The sequence below is a fragment of the Sodalis sp. C49 genome (assembly GCF_046352915.1).
In the GTDB taxonomy this organism is placed as follows: Bacteria; Pseudomonadota; Gammaproteobacteria; order Enterobacterales; family Enterobacteriaceae; genus Acerihabitans.
Genome location: NZ_CP163303.1, coordinates 2,108,775 through 2,127,992, shown reverse-complemented (window position 1 = coordinate 2,127,992; position 19,218 = coordinate 2,108,775). Strand labels below are relative to the sequence as shown.

Annotated in this window: 20 protein-coding genes; 16 read left to right on the top strand and 4 right to left on the bottom strand. The window is 59.7% G+C overall.

What is annotated here, in order from left to right; translation table 11 throughout:
• Positions 1-84: 84 nt before the first annotated feature.
• Positions 85-384 (bottom strand): LexA regulated protein, encoded by a 300-nt coding sequence (gene ybfE / locus ABUK12_RS09640; protein ID WP_410016065.1) that lies wholly within the window; start codon positions 382-384, stop codon positions 85-87.
• Between the two features lie 207 nt (positions 385-591).
• Positions 592-1,356, bottom strand: coding sequence for an alpha/beta fold hydrolase (locus ABUK12_RS09635; RefSeq protein WP_410016064.1), 765 nt, complete (start codon positions 1,354-1,356; stop codon positions 592-594).
• 203 nt (positions 1,357-1,559) lie between these two features.
• Between ABUK12_RS09635 and seqA the strand changes: the two genes are divergently transcribed.
• The 4 genes from seqA (at position 1,560) to ABUK12_RS09615 (ending at position 4,886) form a co-directional block, all read left to right on the top strand.
• A complete protein-coding gene (seqA, locus tag ABUK12_RS09630; RefSeq protein ID WP_410016063.1) occupies positions 1,560-2,093 on the top strand; it encodes a replication initiation negative regulator SeqA in 534 nt (177 codons plus the stop codon).
• A gap of 27 nt (positions 2,094-2,120) precedes the next feature.
• Complete coding sequence (pgm, locus tag ABUK12_RS09625; RefSeq protein ID WP_410016062.1) at positions 2,121-3,764, top strand: phosphoglucomutase (alpha-D-glucose-1,6-bisphosphate-dependent); 1,644 nt, start codon at positions 2,121-2,123, stop codon at positions 3,762-3,764.
• Between the two features lie 230 nt (positions 3,765-3,994).
• A complete protein-coding gene (locus tag ABUK12_RS09620) occupies positions 3,995-4,594 on the top strand; it encodes a PadR family transcriptional regulator (RefSeq protein WP_410016061.1) in 600 nt (199 codons plus the stop codon).
• Positions 4,581-4,886 (top strand): DUF3861 domain-containing protein, encoded by a 306-nt coding sequence (locus tag ABUK12_RS09615; protein WP_410016060.1) that lies wholly within the window; start codon positions 4,581-4,583, stop codon positions 4,884-4,886. Before ABUK12_RS09620 ends, ABUK12_RS09615 begins: the two co-directional genes overlap by 14 nt.
• Before the next feature lie 20 nt (positions 4,887-4,906).
• Here ABUK12_RS09615 and kdpE read toward each other — a convergent pair whose 3' ends face one another.
• On the bottom strand, positions 4,907-5,587 hold the full coding sequence (gene kdpE, locus ABUK12_RS09610; RefSeq protein WP_410016599.1) for a two-component system response regulator KdpE: 681 nt from the start codon (positions 5,585-5,587) through the stop codon (positions 4,907-4,909).
• A gap of 361 nt (positions 5,588-5,948) precedes the next feature.
• On the opposite strand from kdpE, the gene ABUK12_RS09605 reads away from it, so the two are divergent.
• The 9 genes from ABUK12_RS09605 to pcp all read left to right on the top strand — a co-directional run bounded on the left by ABUK12_RS09605 (position 5,949) and on the right by pcp (position 14,331).
• Positions 5,949-6,902: a YbgA family protein gene (locus tag ABUK12_RS09605; RefSeq protein WP_410016059.1), complete on the top strand. Its 954-nt coding sequence runs from the start codon at positions 5,949-5,951 to the stop codon at positions 6,900-6,902.
• Positions 6,903-6,932: 30 nt separating this feature from the next.
• Complete coding sequence (phrB, locus tag ABUK12_RS09600; RefSeq protein ID WP_410016058.1) at positions 6,933-8,378, top strand: deoxyribodipyrimidine photo-lyase; 1,446 nt, start codon at positions 6,933-6,935, stop codon at positions 8,376-8,378.
• Between the two features lie 35 nt (positions 8,379-8,413).
• A complete protein-coding gene (locus tag ABUK12_RS09595) occupies positions 8,414-9,157 on the top strand; it encodes a type 2 GTP cyclohydrolase I (RefSeq protein ID WP_410016057.1) in 744 nt (247 codons plus the stop codon).
• Positions 9,158-9,294: 137 nt separating this feature from the next.
• A complete protein-coding gene (pxpB, locus tag ABUK12_RS09590) occupies positions 9,295-9,951 on the top strand; it encodes a 5-oxoprolinase subunit PxpB (RefSeq protein WP_410016056.1) in 657 nt (218 codons plus the stop codon).
• Complete coding sequence (gene pxpC / locus ABUK12_RS09585) at positions 9,945-10,928, top strand: 5-oxoprolinase subunit PxpC (RefSeq protein WP_410016055.1); 984 nt, start codon at positions 9,945-9,947, stop codon at positions 10,926-10,928. Before pxpB ends, pxpC begins: the two co-directional genes overlap by 7 nt.
• The gene (gene pxpA / locus ABUK12_RS09580; RefSeq protein WP_410016054.1) at positions 10,928-11,659 is read left to right on the top strand and encodes a 5-oxoprolinase subunit PxpA; all 732 of its coding nucleotides are present in this window, start codon (positions 10,928-10,930) and stop codon (positions 11,657-11,659) included. Before pxpC ends, pxpA begins: the two co-directional genes overlap by 1 nt.
• 174 nt (positions 11,660-11,833) lie before the next feature.
• Positions 11,834-12,565 carry a DUF969 domain-containing protein gene (locus tag ABUK12_RS09575; protein ID WP_410016053.1) on the top strand — a complete coding sequence of 244 codons (732 nt, stop codon included), beginning with the start codon at positions 11,834-11,836 and terminating at the stop codon, positions 12,563-12,565.
• A complete protein-coding gene (locus ABUK12_RS09570) occupies positions 12,562-13,575 on the top strand; it encodes a DUF979 domain-containing protein (RefSeq protein WP_410016052.1) in 1,014 nt (337 codons plus the stop codon). The genes ABUK12_RS09575 and ABUK12_RS09570 overlap by 4 nt, the downstream gene beginning before the upstream one ends.
• A 108-nt stretch (positions 13,576-13,683) precedes the next feature.
• A complete protein-coding gene (pcp, locus tag ABUK12_RS09565) occupies positions 13,684-14,331 on the top strand; it encodes a pyroglutamyl-peptidase I (protein ID WP_410016051.1) in 648 nt (215 codons plus the stop codon).
• 468 nt (positions 14,332-14,799) lie between these two features.
• Here the strand turns inward: pcp and ABUK12_RS09560 are convergent, their stop codons facing one another.
• Entirely contained in the window at positions 14,800-16,080 is a 1,281-nt protein-coding gene (locus ABUK12_RS09560; RefSeq protein WP_410016050.1) for a citrate synthase, read from the bottom strand.
• Between the two features lie 636 nt (positions 16,081-16,716).
• Here ABUK12_RS09560 and sdhC point away from each other — a divergent pair.
• From sdhC to sdhA, 3 genes are read left to right on the top strand one after another with little or no spacing between them, the layout of a single operon-like run.
• Complete coding sequence (gene sdhC / locus ABUK12_RS09555) at positions 16,717-17,106, top strand: succinate dehydrogenase cytochrome b556 subunit (protein ID WP_410016049.1); 390 nt, start codon at positions 16,717-16,719, stop codon at positions 17,104-17,106.
• Complete coding sequence (gene sdhD, locus ABUK12_RS09550; RefSeq protein ID WP_410016048.1) at positions 17,100-17,447, top strand: succinate dehydrogenase membrane anchor subunit; 348 nt, start codon at positions 17,100-17,102, stop codon at positions 17,445-17,447. The genes sdhC and sdhD overlap by 7 nt, the downstream gene beginning before the upstream one ends.
• Positions 17,448-19,214, top strand: coding sequence for a succinate dehydrogenase flavoprotein subunit (gene sdhA, locus ABUK12_RS09545; RefSeq protein WP_410016047.1), 1,767 nt, complete (start codon positions 17,448-17,450; stop codon positions 19,212-19,214). It begins immediately after the preceding gene.
• Positions 19,215-19,218: the final 4 nt, after the last annotated feature.

The window sequence follows — 19,218 nt, the reverse complement described above, 5'->3', positions numbered from 1 at the left end:
CTCGCCGGCCGGGTTTTGTCGCAAATTTGCCCCGTCCGCGGCCTTGGGCCCTGGACGGGATGGCGCTTTACCGGGCCGGCAAGTTTATTCCGGATGCGGATCCGCGCCTTGTTGCCGTTCAAGCTCGGCCAGTAAAATCAATTCGATCAGCTCGCTGCGCGACAGGTTTTGCCGGTAGGCCAGCTCATTTAACGCATCCACCGCCTCGGCGTTGATTTTCAGCTCCACCCGGCGCAGGCCGCGCTTTTTATCCCGGCGCAGCTGGTTACGCTTGTTGATGCGCAACTGCTCATCGCGGGACAGGGGGTTCGTCTTCGGTCTTCCCGGGCGCCGCTCATCGATAAATAAATCCAGGGTGGTGCGGTCCGTTTGTTCTTTTGCCATAGGTCATGAAGGGATTGTGCATCAAGAAGCAGGCGGGCAAACCCCGGCCGGCGGCGTGGCTGGCTACGCCGCCGGACGCGCATCGCCCGTAACGTTATGTTTTATGTACGCCGGGGCTGCCATAAAACACAGCGGGCCATGTTACCCCAGCCCGGTAGCAAACGACAATATTAAACTCGCCGGCGCTAATCCCGGCGGCGGCCCGGCCTATTCTTCCAGGAAACGGGCCAGGGCGCGCATGACCGCCGCGGGTTTCTCCGCATGAACCCAATGACCGGCGCCGGCGACCACATGCGCCCGCGCCCGGGGGAACTGGCGTTGGATCGCCTGGCGGTAACCGTCATCCAGATAGGGCGATTTTTCACCGCGGATAAACAGCACCGGCCCTAGCCAGGGCGCCGACTCCCGCCAGCCGATAAGCGCCGGATAGTTATCCCACAGCGCCTCGACGTTAAACCGCCACCGGCCCTGGTGAAAGGATTTCAGCAAAAACTGGATGGTTTCCTCATCAAGGGCGTCATGGCGCATGAGCGCCGCCGCCTCCGTGCGCTGTGTGACGCCCGCCGCCTCGACGCGCCTGAGCGCGGCGAAGACGTTGTCATGGTGACGGGTGGGGTAGGCCACCGGCGCCATATCGATAACCGCCAGCCGCGCAACGCGGCCGGGCGCCTGGGCGGCGAGGGTCATGGCGACCTTGCCGCCCATGGAATGGCCGATGAGGTGACCGGCGTCGATATGCAACGCATCAAGCAATTCGATCACGTCCCGGCTCATGGCGGCGTAACCGGCATCGTGGTCATGGGGGGACAAGCCGTGATTGCGCAGATCAATCTGCAGGGTGGCGTGGTGTTCCCCAAGCGGCCTGGCCAGCACGCCCAGGTTATCAAGGCTACCGAACAGCCCGTGCAGCAATATCACCGGCAGTGCTTCACCCGGCTGCCGGGCAGGTTGCAGACGATAGTGTAATTTCATCCTGATCCTCATGGCGATAACAGAGCCTGATAGCCTATCATGAGTTATCCGTCCCGCGGCCGTAAAAAAAGCGGCGGCGCCAGGAAGGCCCTCGGGGGAAATTCCGACTTTTTACCGAAGCCGGATACTAGCGCTATTCGCGGGGCCGGTTTAGCTTGTATAATCCTTTTGATTGATTTATGAGAAGAAAGCCCCGGATAAAGATGAAAACAATTGAAGTCGACGAAGACCTTTACCGCTATATCGCCAGCCATACGCAGCATATCGGCGAAAGCGCCTCGGATATTTTACGCCGGATGCTGAAATTTAATGCTCAGGCCAGCGCCGCAGCGCGCAGTGCGCCGCCGCCGGAAACGCCCCTCAAGACGCAGGCCGTGTCTGCGACCCGCGATCGCGTGCGCGCCATGCGTGAGCTCCTCCTTTCCGACAGCTACGCCGAGCAGCGCAAGGCGGTTGATCGTTTTATGCTGGTGCTGTCCACCCTGTATAGCCTGTCGCCCGCCGAATTTACCGAGGCGGCGGATATCCTGCACGGCCGCACCCGTACTTATTTTGCCGCTGATGAGCAGACATTATTGCAAAATGGCAGCCATACTAAACCCAAGCAGGTAGCGCAAACGCCCTACTGGGTTATCACCAACACCAACACCGATCGTAAACGGAGCATGGTGGAACACATTATGCTGGCAATGCAGTTCCCCGTGGAACTGACCGATAAAGTTTGCGGTACCATTTGATCAACAGCAGGCAAGGGAGAAGCACCGATGGCTAATAGCCCCCGCGCCGGGCAGCCCGCCCGGCAAAGCGATTTAATCAATGTCGCGCAGTTAACCTCGCAGTATTATGTGTTGCGTCCGGAGCCGGGCAACACCGCGCATGCGGTAAAATTCGGTACTTCAGGCCATCGCGGCAGCGCGGGGCGCCACAGTTTCAATGAAGCCCATATCCTGGCCATCAGCCAGGCCATTGCCGAAGAGCGCGCCAGGCAGGGCGTTACCGGCCCGTGTTATGTGGGCAAGGACACCCATGCGCTGTCCGAACCGGCGTTTATTTCGGTATTGGAAGTACTCAGCGCCAACGGCGTGGAAATCATCGTCCAGCAGGACAACGGCTTTACCCCGACGCCGGCGGTGTCCAACGCCATCCTGACGCACAATCGCGCCGGCGGCGCCCAGGCCGACGGCATTGTCATCACCCCGTCCCATAATCCGCCGGAAGATGGCGGCATCAAATACAATCCGCCTAACGGCGGACCGGCGGACACGAATCTGACCAAAGTGATCGAAGAGCGCGCCAATGCCCTGCTGGCGGACGATTTGCGCGGCGTTAAGCGCCAGTCGCTGGACGCGGCCTGGAACAGCGGCCATATCCATGCGCAGGATCTGGTGCAGTCCTATGTGGCGGGGCTGGCCGAGGTCGTGGACATGGCGGCCATCAAAAAAGCGGGACTGAAACTGGGCGTCGATCCGCTGGGCGGGTCCGGCATTGCCTATTGGCAGCGCATCGCCGAGCATTACCAACTCGATTTGACGCTGGTGAACGAGCAAATCGACCAGACCTTCCGCTTTATGTATCTCGACCACGACGGCATTATCCGCATGGACTGTTCGTCCCAATGGGCCATGACCGGCCTGCTGTCGCTGCGTGATAAGTTCGACCTGGCCCTGGCCAACGATCCGGATTACGATCGGCACGGCATCGTTACCCCGGCGGGTCTTATGAACCCCAATCATTTCCTGGCGGTGGCGATCAACTACCTGTTCCAGCACCGTCCGCAGTGGGGCGCCGACGTGGCGGTGGGCAAAACCCTGGTCTCCAGTGAAATGATTGACCGGGTGGTGGCCGATCTGGGCCGCCGTCTGGTGGAAGTGCCCGTCGGGTTTAAATGGTTTGTCGACGGCCTGTTCGACGGCACCCTGGGTTTTGGCGGCGAAGAGAGCGCCGGCGCCTCGTTCCTGCGTTTTGACGGCAAGCCCTGGTCCACGGATAAAGACGGTATCATCATGTGCCTGCTGGCGGCGGAAATTACCGCGGTCACCGGTAAAAATCCCCAACAGCACTATGATGAACTGGCGCAACGTTTCGGCGCGCCCAGCTATAACCGCATCCAGGCGTCGGCCACCCACGCGCAGAAGGCCGTTTTGGCCAAGCTGTCGCCTGAAATGGTCTCTGCCAGCACCCTGGCCGGCGACCCCATCACCGCGCGCTTGACCGAGGCGCCCGGCAACGGCGCGTCCATCGGCGGCCTGAAGGTGATGACCAAAAACGGCTGGTTCGCCGCGCGGCCGTCCGGCACCGAGGAGGCCTACAAAATTTATTGCGAAAGCTTCCTGGGGCCTAAGCACCGGGAACAAATCGAACGCGAGGCGGTGGAAATCGTCGGCGAAGTACTGGCCGGGGCACAATAAGGCCCGCCCGGCGGTCGGCGCATCTCGCGCCGCCGCCATACCCGCCGTTACGGGGGAGCTTTCATTATCCAAGGCGCTGATTTATCAGCGCCTTTTTTTGCGTTTCAGCGCCGCCAGGCAGCCGGTGATACTGGCGCGCAGATAAAAAAATCCTCATTTAGATATATCTTTTATTGCTTTTTTTTTGTTATACGTTAATTTAGATATATCTAAATAACCGGGAGAGAACCATGCTTTATCATCATCATTATGCCTTGCACGACCGTGGCGGTATGCATGGCGGCAGGGGACACCATGAGCGCCACGGGCACCATGACGGCGAACACAGGACGCAGCGTCTGTTCGGCCATGGCGATCTGCGCATGATCCTGCTGGCGCTGGTGGCCCGCAAACCCAGCTACGGCTATGAGCTGATCAAGGAAATCGAGCTGGCTTCTTCCGGGTTGTACATTCCCAGTCCAGGCGTAATTTACCCGACCCTGAGCCTGCTGGTGGATCAGGACTTCCTGATGTCGGTCACCGCCGAAGGCCAGAGCCGTAAGAACTACCAGATTACCCCGGCGGGCGAGGAAGAGCTGGCCGGGCATCAGGCGGCGATTACCGCCCTGTTCGAGCGGCTCGCCCAGGCAGGCAAACGCGGGGAAGGCAGCCTGATCCCGGGCATAACCGACAGCATGCGGCAATTAAAGGGATTGTTACGCGGCAATATGCTGCGCGCCGACCTGACGCCGGCGCAGGTCGAGCGGATAAACACCGCCTTGCTGGAGGCGGTTAATACTATAGCGCAGGTGCTGGCGGCGCCGGCGGAGGAAAATCATGGCGGGATATAAATACAAAATTACCGTGGCGCCCATCGCCGATAAACACGGCCAGCCGCTGGATATGCCCGCGCTGTCGTTCGAGGTTGAAAACCACGATGAAATCCTGGGCATCGCGACGCGCTTACAGGGGCGGGAGGATTTGGCCTTCGGACCTGAGAAAACCGCGTCTTTCGCCATCGGCCTCAAGCTGTTCTCGGAGGTGATGATGGAACATCGCAAACATCCCTTGTTTGCGCCGCTGCGTGAACCGTTTCGCGATTTTATGCAGTTGTTGAAGAAGGGACCGGGCGCGGCGGGTTAACGCCAGGCTGATACAGCCGCCTAGGGCATAAAACGGTAGCCGATGCCGGTCTCGGTCAGCAGGTGGTTGGGCTGGGCCGGATCCCGCTCCAGCTTTTGCCGCAGATGGCCCATGTAAATGCGCAGGTAATGGCTGTGTTCCACCGCGTTGGGCCCCCAGACCTCTCCCAGCAGATAACGTTGGGTGAGGACCTTGCCCTGATGGGCAATCAGGACGGCCAGCAGGCGGAATTCGATGGGCGTTAAATGCAACAGCTCGCCGTCACGTGTCACCTGGCGGTTGGCCAGATCCACGCTCACCGCCGCAAAATTCACCGTCGCGGGCTTTTCATCGCCGCGCAGCGGACGCCGGAGCGCGACGCGTACGCGCGCCAGCAGTTCCCCGATGCCGAAGGGCTTGGTCAGGTAATCCTCCGCGCCGGCGTCCAGAGCATCGATTTTATCCTGTTCGTCACTTCTGGCCGACAGCACCACGACGCTGATTGAACTCCACAAACGTAAATCGCGGATAAAATCCACGCCGTTGCCGTCCGGCAGCCCCAAATCGAGCATGATGAGATCTGGTTTGCGGCTGGCCGCCTCGAGCAAGCCGCGCTCCATGGTGGCCGCCTCAAATACCCGGTAGCCTTCGCGTTCCAGCGCCTGGCGGACAAAACGGCGGATGGCGTCCTCATCTTCGATTATCAGGATATTGGCGGTCAGGGTGCTCACGTTTCCTCCTGTGGCGTCATAGCGGGCGGGCGCGTCCAGCGGCAGGGTAACATAAAAAAAGCGCCTGCTCGCCTGGGTATTATCCGCGTATATCCCCGCGCGGTGAATCTTTATCTCTATACGATCCCGCGTCGGCCGGGGAACATTGCCGCAACCGCGCAAAGCGTGCGGCGCGGCGCGTAAAATTACGCTAAACAAGACGCTTTATGGGCTAAAAAAGCGCACTCTTCGTGCTACGCCGGCATCGGCGGCCCGCGCTTTAACCTGCGGGACTTTTGTCGCAAACCCGCCGCGGGCCGGAGGATAATCGTCTACGCTTTGCTTAACGATCGATCATATGTGGGAGTCATGCATGGGCAATAAAATCCCCGTCGGCATCAGCGCCTGCCTGATGGGAGAAAAAGTCCGTTTTGACGGCGGACACCGCCGCTTCGCGTTTGCCATGGACGAACTGGCTCCCTACGTGCGTTTTGCGCCCATCTGCCCCGAAATGGCCATCGGTTTGCCCACCCCCCGGCCGGCGCTGCGCTTGGTCAGGGACGAGCAAGGCCGCATCGCCATGCGCACCGGCAAAAACCAAAACGACGACGATCTGACGCAGCCGATGCAGTCGTTTTCCGAGCAGCAGGTGCAAACGCTGGGCGATCTCTGCGGGTACATCGTCTGCGCCAAATCGCCCAGTTGCGGAATGGAACGGGTCAGGGTCTACGATCGCGCCGGCGCGCGCAAAAACGGCGTCGGCCTGTATACCGGGGAACTGATGCGGCAATTGCCGTGGCTGCCGGTGGAGGAAGATGGCCGGCTGCACGACGCGCAACTGCGCGAGAATTTCGTCGCCAGGGTTTATACGCTGTACGAGTTTAATCAACTGCTGCAACAGCCCTTGACGCGCGGCGGGCTCATGGCGTTCCACAGCCGTTATAAATTGCTGCTGCTGGCTCATTCCCAGCCGCAGTACCGGCAGATAGGGCCGTTTGTCGCAGCCATGGATCGCTTTGCTACGCTTGAAAGTTTTGCCCTGGAATACCGTAACCGACTGATGGCGCTGCTGTCGAACAACGCCACACGGCCGAACCATACCAATGTCCTGATGCATGCGCAGGGCTACTTCCATCGTTACCTGACGCAAAAACAGCGCCAGGAACTGACGTCGCTCATCGACAGCTACCGGCAGGGCATGCAGCCCCTGCTGGCGCCGATTACGCTGCTTAAGCATTATATGGCCGAATATCCTGACGCCTGGCTGGCGCAGCAACGCTATTTTGAACCCTATCCGGAAGCCCTGCGGCTACGTTACGGGCATTGACCGCCCTTCACCGTTATCAAGGAAGAGCCCATGAAAACACATCTTGTCTGGCTGCGCGCGGATTTACGCATCCACGATAACCCGGCGCTCTATGCCGCCTGCCGCGATCCTGACGCCAGGGTGCTGGCGGTCTATATCGCCACGCCGGAGCAATGGCGCCTGCACGGCATGGCGCCGCGCCAGGCGGCTTTCCTGCTGGACAATCTGGCGGCGCTGCGCCATGGCTTGACGGCGCGCGGCATTGCTTTGCATTACCATCAATGTCCCGATTTTAATGCCTCGGTGGCATGGCTCACGGATTTCTGCCGGCGGCAACAGGCTGACGCGCTGTTCTACAACTACCAGTACGAATTTAACGAGCAGCGGCGCGATCGCGCGCTGGAGCAGGCCCTGGACGGCCAGGTGATATGCCAGGGGTTTGACGACGGTACGCTGCTGCCGCCCGGCAGCGTGCGCACCGGCGACAGCGGCATGTATAAAGTGTTTACCCCGTTTCGCAACGCCTTTCTACGCAAGCTGGCCGAGGCCGATCCGCAATGCCTGCCCGCGCCGTCGCGCCGGATAAACGCGGCGCCTGATACGGCGGACGACCTGGCCCCGTTTGATTATCCCCGGCAGGCGCCGGGGGAGGCGTATCCCGCGGGCGAGGACGTCGCGCTGTCGCGGCTGCGTACCTTTTGCCATCAGCAAATGCAGGACTACCGCAAGATGCGCGATATTCCCTCCCAGGACGCCACCAGCAGGCTGTCCGCCTATCTGGCGCTGGGCGTACTCTCCCCGCGCCAGTGCTATAATCGCCTGCGCAGCGCTTATCCCCAGGTGCTGGAACATGCCGACAGCGGCGCGTTTACCTGGCTCAATGAGCTGATCTGGCGTGATTTTTATCGTCACCTGATCGTGGCATATCCCGCCCTATGCAAGCACCAGCCGTTTATCGGCTGGACCCGCCATGTGGCGTGGCGCCGGGATGACGCCCTGCTTGCCGCCTGGCAGCAGGGCAATACCGGCTACCCTATCGTCGATGCCGCCATGCGCCAGATGAACCAAACCGGATGGATGCATAACCGGCTGCGCATGATTACCGCCAGCTTCCTGGTAAAAGATCTGCTTATCGACTGGCGCGAAGGCGAGCGGTATTTTATCTCCCGGCTGATTGACGGCGACCTTGCCGCCAATAACGGCGGCTGGCAATGGGCCGCCTCCACCGGCACCGACGCCGCGCCGTATTTTCGTATATTCAATCCCACCACCCAGGGACGCCGCTTCGATGAACAGGGCGTGTTTATCCGCCGCTGGCTGCCGGAGCTGGCGGCGGTGCCGGACAGCTATGTGCATGAACCTCACCGTTGGCCCGGGGCCGGCCACGCCGGACTGGATTATCCCCGGCCGATAGTTGATCATGGCAGCGCACGCCAAACCACCCTGGCGGCGTATCAAGCCGCCAAAAACCTGGGGCTGAGCTCCGGGACGGGGTAAACGTCGGGGTTCTTGCGACAGAAGGTATTCTCAGTATGCGTAACAATGAATTGGAACAACTTATCCATCGGCATCTCAACAGCGTTTCCTTCCAGGACTATGCGCCCAACGGCCTGCAGGTAGAGGGGCGCGCCGAGGTGCAACGTATCGTCACCGGCGTTACCGCCTGCCAGGCGCTGCTGGACGCGGCGGTGGAACATCATGCCGATGCGATCCTGGTGCATCACGGTTATTTCTGGAAGAACGAGCCACCGGTCGTTACCGGCATGAAACGCCGGCGCCTGAAAACCCTGCTGGCGCACGATATCAATCTGTTTGCCTGGCATCTGCCCCTGGACGCCCATCCTGAGCTGGGCAACAACGCCCAACTGGCCGCCTTGCTGGATATCAGCGTCAAGGGACAGCTGGAGCCGCTGGTGCCGTGGGGTGAGTTGAATCCCGCCGTCAGCGCGCAGGAGCTCCTTCGCCGGTTGGAAATGCGCCTTGAGCGCGAGGTATTGCACTGCGGCGATAACGCGCCGGCGCTGATCGCGCGCCTGGCCTGGTGTACCGGCGGCGGGCAGGGGTTTATCGAACAGGCGGCGCGCGCGGGGATGGATGCGTTTATAACCGGCGAAGTGTCGGAGCAAACCATCCATACCGCCCGGGAAATGGGCCTGCATTTTTTTGCCGCCGGCCATCACGCCACCGAACGGGGCGGCATCAAGGCGCTGGGCGACTGGCTGGCGCGAACGCATGGTTTTGACGTGACGTTTATCGATATTCCCAATCCGGCTTGACCGGCGGCTATTACATTTTGCCCGGAAACGCTTTACAGTACCTGCAAATAAACCTTTGGTTAACCGGCTTATAATTTTCTTAAAAAGTACATAGCGAAACCGTAGCCGGCGCCGAAACAGGTCTTCAGGAGGTCTGGTTGCAACGGGCTAGATGTTATTTATTAGGTGAGCGCGCCGTGGTGCTTGAGCTGGAACCCCCGGTTACCCTGGCGAGCCAGCGGCGGATCTGGGGGCTGGCCGCACGTCTGGCGCACCACGACGAGGTGCGCGAGGCCATTCCCGGCATGAATAATCTCACCGTGCTGCTGACCCATCCCCAGCAGTCGGCGCTGGATGCCATCGAGCGTTTGCAAATGTGGTGGGAAGAGAGCGATGCCATCACCCCCGAAGCGCGCGAGGTGGAGATTCCGGTGGTTTACGGTGGCGAAAGCGGCCCGGATTTAGCCTGGGTGGCTGAGCAAACCGGCCTGTCGCCGCGGCAGGTGGTGGAGCGCCATGCGGGTGCGGCGTATATCGTCTATTTTCTGGGTTTCCAGCCGGGATTTCCCTATCTGGGCGAATTGCCGGAGATCCTGGCCGTCCCTCGCCGCGCCGAGCCGCGCTTGTCCGTACCGGCGGGGTCGGTCGGCATCGGTGGTAAACAGACCGGGGTTTATCCGCTGGCCACACCCGGCGGCTGGCAAATTATCGGCCGCACGCCGCTTAAGCTGTTTGACCCGCTGAACACATCGCCGACGCTGCTGCTGCCCGGTGATAATGTGCGCTTCGTGCCGCAAAAGGAGGGCGTATGTTGAAGGTTATACACGCCGGCATGATGACCGCCGTCCAGGACGGGGGGCGCACCGGCTACCGTAACCTTGGCATCAGCCAGGGCGGGGTGCTTGATCTGCCGGCCATGCAAATGGCCAATCTGCTGGTGGGCAATGACGCGCAAGCCGCCGTGCTGGAAATTACCCTTGGCCAATTCAGCGCCGATATTACCGCCGCGGGCTGGGTGGCCCTGACCGGCGCGGATTGCCATGCGCAATTGGATGGCCAACCGGTCTGGACCGGCTGGCGCTTCCAGGTCCAACCTGGCCAGACATTGAAGCTGGGAACGCCGAAACACGGCATGCGCAGCTATCTGGCGGTGTCCGGCGGCTTCGACGTGCCGGTGGTGCTTAACTCACGCAGCACCGATTTGAAAGCGGGATTTGGCGGCCACCAGGGCCGGATGATTGGCGACGGCGATGTACTGCGCGCCGGCCAGCCGCGATATCAGCCGACCCGGCAAATGGGTATCAGGCAACTGCTGTTCGGCAACCGGGTGCGCGCGTTGCCCGGCCCTGAATACCGTGAATTCAGCGCTGATTCCCAGGATGCCTTCTGGCGTTCCAGCTGGCAGCTCAGCCCCCAAAGCAATCGCATGGGGTATCGCCTGCAGGGCCCGACGCTTATCCGCAATACCGATCGCGAGCTGTTTTCGCATGGTTTGCTGCCGGGAGTAGTGCAGGTACCGCACGGCGGCCAGCCTATCGTGCTGATGGCTGACGCCCAGACGACCGGCGGCTACCCCCGTATTGCCTGCGTTATTGCCGCCGATCTGTTCCATCTGGCGCAGATCCGCCTGGGCGAGCCGATCCATTTTATCCAGTGTACGCTGGAAGAGGCCCAGGGGGCCTGGCTCGATCAGCAGCGTTACCTGGAGCAGATCGCCTGGCAGCTTGAACTTACCCGGCAGCAGGAGGTACCGTCTACGCCGCCGGCCGGAACACACGCAAAGGTGAACTAATGGATCTCAACGCCGATTTGGGTGAAGGCGGCGCGCACGATGAAGCGTTGCTGCAGTTGATCAGCTCGGCCAATATTGCCTGTGGATTTCATGCCGGCGATGCGGACACCATGCGCCAGTCGGTAACCTGGGCGCTGCGCTATGGCGTCGCCATCGGCGCCCACCCAAGCTTTGCGGATCGCGAAAACTTCGGCCGCAGCGCGATGGCGCTGCCGGCGGAAACCGTTTATGCCCAGGTGGTGTATCAACTGGGTGCGCTTGCGGCTATCACCCGTGCGCAGGGAGGGCGTATGGTCCATGTCAAACCGCATGGCATGCTCTATAACCAGGCCGCGCGCGATCCGGCCCTGGCGCAGGCCATCGCCCGCGCGGTCAAAGACGTCGACCCATCCCTGCGCCTGGTGGGCCTGGCGGGGAGCGAACTGATCAAGGCCGGCGAGCGCCTGGGGCTTACCGTCAGGCACGAGGTCTTCGCCGATCGCCATTACCGCCGGGATGGCAGCCTGGTGCCTCGCGGCGAGCCGGACGCGCTGATTACCGACCCGGACCAGGCCTTGGCGCGTACGCTGGAGATGGTACGCCAGAACCGGGTCCGCACGCCTGCGGGCGAGTGGATCAGGCTGCGGGCGGATACCGTCTGCCTGCATGGCGACGGCCCCCACGCGCTGGCGTTTGCCCGGCGCATACACGCCTGTTTTCTCGACCAGGGCATCCCCATCGCCGCGTCATGACCGCGCGCTTGCCCCGCTGACCAGGCATGGCCGCCGGATCAGCGGCGCCGCGTTATTACCCTCTTGTCTTCTATAGGTATTCCCTATCTCCCGCGCCGCTGATTTATTGGTAATCTGACGCCCATGGGCCCGTTGTGCCACTCATTCTTTTTATTCGTCTTCGAGGATCTCATCATGCAACAGGCGGTAAACCTTTGGCCTTTATTGGGCATCCTGGCGATTATCATAGGATTTTTGCTGCGCGTGAACGCTGTGCTGGTAGTCATTATCGCCGGCGTCATTACCGGCCTTGCGGCGCATATGCCCATCACCCTCATCCTGGAAAAACTCGGTTCGGGATTTTTAGCCACCCGTAACCTGGCGTTTATTTTATTGATCCCCCTGGCGGTAATCGGTTTGCTGGAGCGTCATGGCTTAAAGGAGCATGCGCAGCACTGGATCGCCAAAATCAAGCGCGCCACCGCCGGGCGGCTGCTGATCGTGTATTTACTGGCGCGCGAACTGACGGCGGCCATGGGCCTGACCAGCCTGGGCGGTCATCCGCAAATGGTGCGCCCGCTGCTGGCGCCGATGGCCGAAGGCGCCTGCGAAAACCGCTATGGCGATTTGCCGCAGGACGTACGCTACCGCCTGCGCGCCATGGCGGCCGCCACCGATAACGTCGGGTTATTTTTTGGCGAGGATATTTTTGTCGCCTTCGGCGCCATTATTTTCATGCACAATTTTATGCTGGAATCGGCTGGCATCCAGACCGAACCCTTGCATATCGCCCTGTATGGCGTGCCCACCGCCATCTTCGCCTTCCTGATCCACGCGTTTCGCCTCAGGCGCATGGACCAGCGCCTGGCGGCACAGCTCACGGCGCTCAACCAGGCTGCATTACAGTCGGCGGGGAGCGAAAAATGACGTTTCAACAAAACTATCTCTATTGGCTGGCGGGCGTAGTGCTGCTGATTGTCGCGGTGATGTCGCTGCGCGACAAAGCCAACCCCCGGCGCTGGCTGACGGGCGTTTTCTGGGGGCTTTACGGGCTGGTGTTCCTGGTTGGCGACTGGAGCTATGCGCTGACGGCGCGGTTTCTTGGGCCGGGAGCCGATGCGCAGCGCGCGCTGCATATCGGCGTCGGCGTGCTGGTGATTCTGATGGCGCTCATTGCCGGTTTCGGCGGGGTACGGCTGGGCGGCTATCATCGGCGCAGCGCGCAAGAGCGTGAAGAAAGCGCCCGCCGTCTGGGCAATCGCCTGTTTATTCCGGCGCTGGTTATCCCGGTGGTGACGGTGGCTGGCGTACTGTTGTTCAATAACCTTCCCGCGCTACAGCACGGGCTGTTCGGCACCGGCAATAACGCCACCCTGGTGACGCTGTTTTCCATGACCTGCGGCTGTATCATCGGCCTGCTTCTTGCCCTGAGGTATACCCACGACCGGCCGCTCCAGTCGGTACAGGAGGCCAGGCGTCTGCTTGATTCCATCGGCTGGGCCTTTATCCTGCCGCAGATCCTCGCCACCCTCGGGCTGCTGTTCACCAGCGCCGGCGTCGGCAGCGCGATTGCGCACCTCACCGAAACCTATCTGGCGGTAAATAACCGTTTTATCGCGGTGGCGGTATTTGCGGTGGGCATGGCGGCGCTGACCATGATCATGGGCAATGCCTTCGCGGCGTTTCCCATCGTGGCCGCCGGCATCGGTATCCCGATCCTGGTGCTTGAGCACGGCGGCAACCCGGCGGTGATGGCGGCGGTCGGCATGTTTTCCGGCTACTGCGGGTCGCTGATGACGCCTATGGCGGCCAATTTCAACCTGGTGCCGGCGGCGCTGCTGGAATTACCCGACCGCTATGCGGTGATCAGAGCGCAAATACCCACCGGCTTAACCCTACTGGCGGTCAATATTTTCCTGCTCTATTTTATGATGTAACGGGCTAAGCGCCGGCCCTGAAAAAATGACAAGATAAACAGCGATAAAAAAATACTCTGTTGAAAAATAGCGGTGCTGATAGTCGTCGACAATACGAGGGAGTGGAGTATGAAAACCGTCCTGCTGACCGGTTTTGAGCCTTTTGGGGGCGAACAGATCAATCCCTCATGGGAAGTGGTAAAACAATTCCATCAACGTCGCCTTGGCGACGCCACCGTTATCGCCTGTCAACTGCCCTGTGTCTATGGCCGCTCGGTGCACATGCTTAACGACCTGATTGATCGCCACCGGCCCGCGCTTATCCTGGCGGTGGGGCAGGCGGGCGGCAGGGCGCGCCTGTCGGTGGAGCGTGTGGCGATTAATATCGACGATGCGCGTATTGCCGATAACCTCGGCCAGCAGCCCATCGACGAGCCGATCATCAACGGCGGACCGGCAGCCTATTTCGCCACCGTACCCATCAAAGCCATGGTCCAGGCCATGCGTGATGCGGGCGTCCCGGCCGAGGTATCGCAAAGCGCCGGCACCTATGTTTGCAACCATGTGATGTACGGCCTGCTGCATCGCCTGGCCCAACTGGACTATGGCGCCAGGGGAGGATTTATCCATACGCCCTACCTGCCGCAGCAGGCGGCGGCGCTGGCCGATGCGCCCAGCATGGCGGCGGATATCATAACGGCGGGATTGGACATTGCCATCCGCACCGCGCTGCAAACCGAGCAAGATGCGAAGATTAGCGGCGGCGCGCTCAGCTAAACCATAAAAAAACGCCGCGTAAGCGGCGTCTGACATCCCAGGCTCGTCAACACCGTTATTGCACAAGGCGTGTTAAAGGGATAGCGCGCCAATGGGGTCGAATCGGGCGCGGTGTTCCCGCCCGACCGAGCGCCCCATGGCGCGGTAGGCCCGCCAACACCGGGCTCAAAGCAGACGTGTTCAAGGGAGACCGTGCCAATGGGGTCGAATCGGGCGTGGTATTCCCGCCCGACCGAGCGCCCCATGGCATGGTAGGCCCGCTAACGCTGGACTCAATGCCGACGTGTTAAAGGGAGACCGTGCCAATGGGGTCGAATCGGGCGTGGTGTTCCCGCCAAACCGAGCCCCATGGCGCGGTAGGCCCGCTAACGCTGGACTCAATGCAGACGTGTTCAAGGGAGAGCGTGCCAATGGGGTCGAATCGGGCGTAGTGTTCCCGCCCGATCCAGCGCCCATGGCTCGCCAGACTTATTTGATCTGCGATGTAAATTCGCGTTTATCATACCCGGTATACAGCTGACGCGGACGCGCAATCTTAACGCCGTCGTCATGCATTTCCTTCCAATGGGCAATCCAGCCCACGGTACGCGCCATGGCGAAAATCACGGTAAACATGGTCGACGGAATGCCCATGGCCTTCAGGATAATACCCGAATAGAAGTCCACGTTCGGATACAGCTTCTTCTCGATAAAGTACGGATCATGCAGGGCAATATGCTCCAGCTCCATGGCCACCGCCAGCAAATCGTCAGACAGCTTCAGTTCCTTAAGCACTTCATGACAAGTCTCGCGCATCACGGTGGCGCGCGGGTCATAGTTCTTGTAAACCCGGTGACCGAAGCCCATCAGACGGAAAGAGTCGTTTTTATCCTTGGCGCGTTCAATAAACGCCGGAATATGCTCGACGCTTGAAATCTCTTCCAGCATCCGCAGCGTCGCCTCGTTGGCGCCGCCATGAGCCGGGCCCCATAACGACGCGATACCCGCGGCGATACAGGCGAACGGATTGGCACCCGACGAACCGGCGGTACGCACGGTGGAGGTGGAGGCGTTTTGCTCGTGATCCGCGTGCAGGATCAAAATACGGTCCATCGCGCGTTCCAGGACGGGATTAACCACATACTCCTCGCACGGCGTGGAGAACATCATATGCAGGAAATTACCGGCATAGGAAAGATCATTGCGCGGATACACAAACGGCTGGCCGATGGAATATTTGTAACACATCGCGGCAACCGTGGGCATCTTGGACAATAAACGGAACGCCGCTATTTCGCGGTGGCGCTCGACATTAACGTCCAGCGAATCATGATAAAAAGCCGCCAGCGCGCCGGTCACGCCGCATAATACCGCCATCGGATGCGAGTCGCGGCGAAAACCGTTGAACAGACGGGTAATCTGCTCATGCACCATGGTGTGGCGGGTGACGATATCGCGGAATTCGTCATACTGCTCCCGGGTCGGCGCTTCGCCGTTCAGCAGGATGTAGCAGACTTCAAGAAAATTGGAGTGTAGTGCCAGTTGATCAATAGGATAGCCACGATGCAATAAAACGCCTTCGTCACCGTCAATATAGGTAATTTTAGATTCACAGGATGCGGTGGAGGTAAAGCCGGGATCAAAGGTAAAATAACCTTTGCCGCCCAGGGTGCGGATATCTATTTCTTTGGCACCCAGGGTTCCGGTCAATACGTCCAGTTCGATTGGCGCTTCACCGGGTAGGTTCAGCGTCGCTTTATTGTCTGCCATTACAATCTCCTTAGCGCTTTTATGATAAATCTCCCACCGTGGAATACCGGCATGCCCGCGGGGCCTTGCGCTTTTATTGTCAGTCCGTCGCTCCGACTTAATGCAATGCAGGGCACAGAGCGTGAGGATGATGCAAGTTATTCCCGTTCAGGATGAAAGAACGGCGGTTCCCGGTTGTTGAAGATTTACTGATATTAATTTTAGCTAGTTTAACGGAAGTCTTAACCGCGAAGTTTAAGACTCGCTTCACACTGTTGCATAATCTTTGTCGCGGCGAAAGCGTCTCGGCCATTACTTGCATCGGTTATAGCATATCCGCCGCGCCATTTGTAATTGAATTGTTGCTTTTTTGTCAATGCGGTTATATAGATTTAAGGTAATTGTAAAATTCGTGACCCAGGTCACTAAACAGCCTAAATGTTACCAAACAAATTGTAGGGTAATTGTAATCATTATGTGAAAGCCATATACTTCACAAAGGTCTCCGGAAGTCCCTGTTGTAGGAGCACCCAGCGTTATTTAACGCGTCATTTAAGCACAAGGGATTTGTTTATTGAGCACATGACGTGTCATGGTTAGCCTTAACGCTGTCTGAATCCACCCAGGACCGGAGGAAGGAAAAATAATAATAGCTGTGTGGGCAAAACCGTGAAAAAACAAAGGCCTGTCAACCTGGATCTGCAAACGATCCAGTTTCCTGTTACTGCGATAGCTTCTATTCTCCACCGTGCCAGTGGCGTCATCACGTTTGTGGCCGTCGGCATTCTGCTCTGGATCCTCGGATTGTCGCTTTCCTCCGCCGAAGGTTTCGCCCAGGCCGCCGCCATCATGGATAGCTTCTTCGTCAAATTCATTCTATGGGGCATTTTAACCGCGCTGGCGTATCACGTCATCGGTGGAATTCGCCACATGCTGATGGATTTCGGCTATCTGGACGAAACATTTGCCATGGGTAAATTAACGGCAAATGTTACATTTGTGATCACAATTGTGCTGTCAATACTGGCGGGAGTACTCGTATGGTAAGCAATGCTTCGGCACTGGGACGTAACGGAGTTCATGAGTGGTTATTGGTTCGCGCTTCCGCCATCGTAATTTGCCTGTACATCATCTACCTGCTTGGGTTCGTCGTTTTCGCCGACAGCCTGACCTACGATGTCTGGCGCGGTTTTTTCGCCTTACCCATGACGAAAGTCTTTACCCTGCTGACCCTGTTCTCCGTCCTGGTGCATACCTGGATCGGCATGTGGCAGGTATTAACGGATTACATCAAAGTATTGGCGCTGCGCCTGTTGCTGCAACTGGCGATTGTGATCGTATTGTTGGTGTATTTACTTTATGGAACCGTCGTGGTGTGGGGTGCGTAAATGAGTTTGCCAGTAAGAGAATTTGACGCTGTAGTCGTCGGGGCCGGCGGAGCCGGCATGCGCGCCGCGCTGCAGATTTCCCAAATGGGCCTCTCCTGCGCCCTGGTTTCCAAAGTGTTTCCCACCCGTTCCCATACGGTGTCGGCCCAGGGCGGCATTACCGTCGCCCTCGGCAATACCCATGAGGACGACTGGCAATGGCATATGTATGATACCGTCAAGGGCTCCGACTATATCGGCGATCAGGATGCCATAGAATATATGTGCAAGACCGGCCCGGAAGCGGTGCTGGAGCTGGAGCATATGGGGCTGCCGTTTTCCCGTCTGGACGACGGCCGCATCTACCAGCGCCCCTTCGGCGGCCAGTCGCTCAACTATGGCGGCGGGCAAGCGGCGCGTACCGCCGCCGCCGCCGATCGCACCGGCCATGCGCTGCTGCATACCTTGTACCAGCAGAACCTGAAAAACCACACCACCATTTTTTCCGAATGGTATGCGCTCGATCTGGTGAAAAACCAGGACGGCGCCTTCGTCGGCTGCACCGCGCTGTGCATTGAAACCGGCGAAGTGGTCTACTTCAAGGCCAAGGCCACCATTCTGGCCACCGGCGGCGCCGGGCGCATCTATCAATCCACCACCAACGCCCATATCAATACCGGCGACGGTATCGGCATGGCGCTTCGCGCCGGCGTGCCGGTGCAGGATATGGAAATGTGGCAGTTCCATCCCACCGGCATCGCCGGCGCCGGGGTGCTGGTCACCGAAGGCTGCCGGGGCGAGGGCGGTTACCTGCTCAACAAGGACGGCGAACGCTTTATGGAACGTTATGCGCCGAACGCCAAGGATTTGGCCGGCCGCGACGTGGTCGCCCGTTCCATTATGATCGAGATCCGCGAGGGACGCGGCTGTGACGGCCCGCTGGGGCCGCACGTCAAGCTCAAGCTCGATCATCTGGGCAAGGACGTCCTGGAGTCGCGCCTGCCGGGTATTCTGGAATTATCCCGTACCTTCGCCCACGTCGATCCTATCAAAGAACCGATCCCGGTTATCCCCACCTGCCACTATATGATGGGCGGCATTCCCACCAAAGTCACCGGACAGGCGGTAACGGTGGACGCCCAGGGCAACGACGTGGTGATCCCCGGCCTGTTCGCGGTAGGTGAAATTGCCTGCGTATCGGTACACGGCGCCAATCGCCTGGGCGGCAATTCCCTGCTGGATCTGGTGGTGTTCGGCCGTTCGGCGGGCATGCATCTGCAGGAATCCCTGGCGGAGCAGGGGGCGTTTCGCGATGCCAGCGACGACGATATCGACGCGTCTCTGGCGCGCTACAACCGCTGGAACAACAATCGCACCGGCGAGAACCCGGTGGATATCCGCAAGGCGCTGCAGGCCTGTATGCAGAATAATTTCTCGGTGTTCCGCGAAGGCGATGCCATGGCCAAGGGCCTGGCCGAGCTGAAAACCATCCGCGAGCGGCTTAATGACGCGCGCCTGGACGATACCTCCACCGAATTCAATACCCAACGCGTGGAATGCCTTGAGCTGGATAACCTGATGGAAACCGCGTATTCCACGGCGGTGGCCGCCAATTACCGCACGGAAAGCCGTGGCGCCCACAGCCGCTTCGATTTCCCGGATCGGGATGACGAGCATTGGCTGTGCCACAGCCTGTATTTGCCGGAAAGCGACACCATGACCCGCCGCGAGGTGAATATGCAGCCGACATTACGCCCGGCGTTCCCGCCGAAAGTGCGTACCTACTAAAGGC

Coding starts and splice junctions, on each gene's coding strand:
- ybfE (WP_410016065.1), bottom strand. CDS start 384: ATGGCAAAAGAACAAACGGACCGCACCACCCTGGATTTATTTATCGAT.
- ABUK12_RS09635 (WP_410016064.1), bottom strand. CDS start 1,356: ATGAAATTACACTATCGTCTGCAACCTGCCCGGCAGCCGGGTGAAGCA.
- seqA (WP_410016063.1), top strand. CDS start 1,560: ATGAAAACAATTGAAGTCGACGAAGACCTTTACCGCTATATCGCCAGC.
- pgm (WP_410016062.1), top strand. CDS start 2,121: ATGGCTAATAGCCCCCGCGCCGGGCAGCCCGCCCGGCAAAGCGATTTA.
- ABUK12_RS09620 (WP_410016061.1), top strand. CDS start 3,995: ATGCTTTATCATCATCATTATGCCTTGCACGACCGTGGCGGTATGCAT.
- ABUK12_RS09615 (WP_410016060.1), top strand. CDS start 4,581: ATGGCGGGATATAAATACAAAATTACCGTGGCGCCCATCGCCGATAAA.
- ABUK12_RS09605 (WP_410016059.1), top strand. CDS start 5,949: ATGGGCAATAAAATCCCCGTCGGCATCAGCGCCTGCCTGATGGGAGAA.
- phrB (WP_410016058.1), top strand. CDS start 6,933: ATGAAAACACATCTTGTCTGGCTGCGCGCGGATTTACGCATCCACGAT.
- ABUK12_RS09595 (WP_410016057.1), top strand. CDS start 8,414: ATGCGTAACAATGAATTGGAACAACTTATCCATCGGCATCTCAACAGC.
- pxpC (WP_410016055.1), top strand. CDS start 9,945: ATGTTGAAGGTTATACACGCCGGCATGATGACCGCCGTCCAGGACGGG.
- pxpA (WP_410016054.1), top strand. CDS start 10,928: ATGGATCTCAACGCCGATTTGGGTGAAGGCGGCGCGCACGATGAAGCG.
- ABUK12_RS09575 (WP_410016053.1), top strand. CDS start 11,834: ATGCAACAGGCGGTAAACCTTTGGCCTTTATTGGGCATCCTGGCGATT.
- ABUK12_RS09570 (WP_410016052.1), top strand. CDS start 12,562: ATGACGTTTCAACAAAACTATCTCTATTGGCTGGCGGGCGTAGTGCTG.
- pcp (WP_410016051.1), top strand. CDS start 13,684: ATGAAAACCGTCCTGCTGACCGGTTTTGAGCCTTTTGGGGGCGAACAG.
- ABUK12_RS09560 (WP_410016050.1), bottom strand. CDS start 16,080: ATGGCAGACAATAAAGCGACGCTGAACCTACCCGGTGAAGCGCCAATC.
- sdhD (WP_410016048.1), top strand. CDS start 17,100: ATGGTAAGCAATGCTTCGGCACTGGGACGTAACGGAGTTCATGAGTGG.
- sdhA (WP_410016047.1), top strand. CDS start 17,448: ATGAGTTTGCCAGTAAGAGAATTTGACGCTGTAGTCGTCGGGGCCGGC.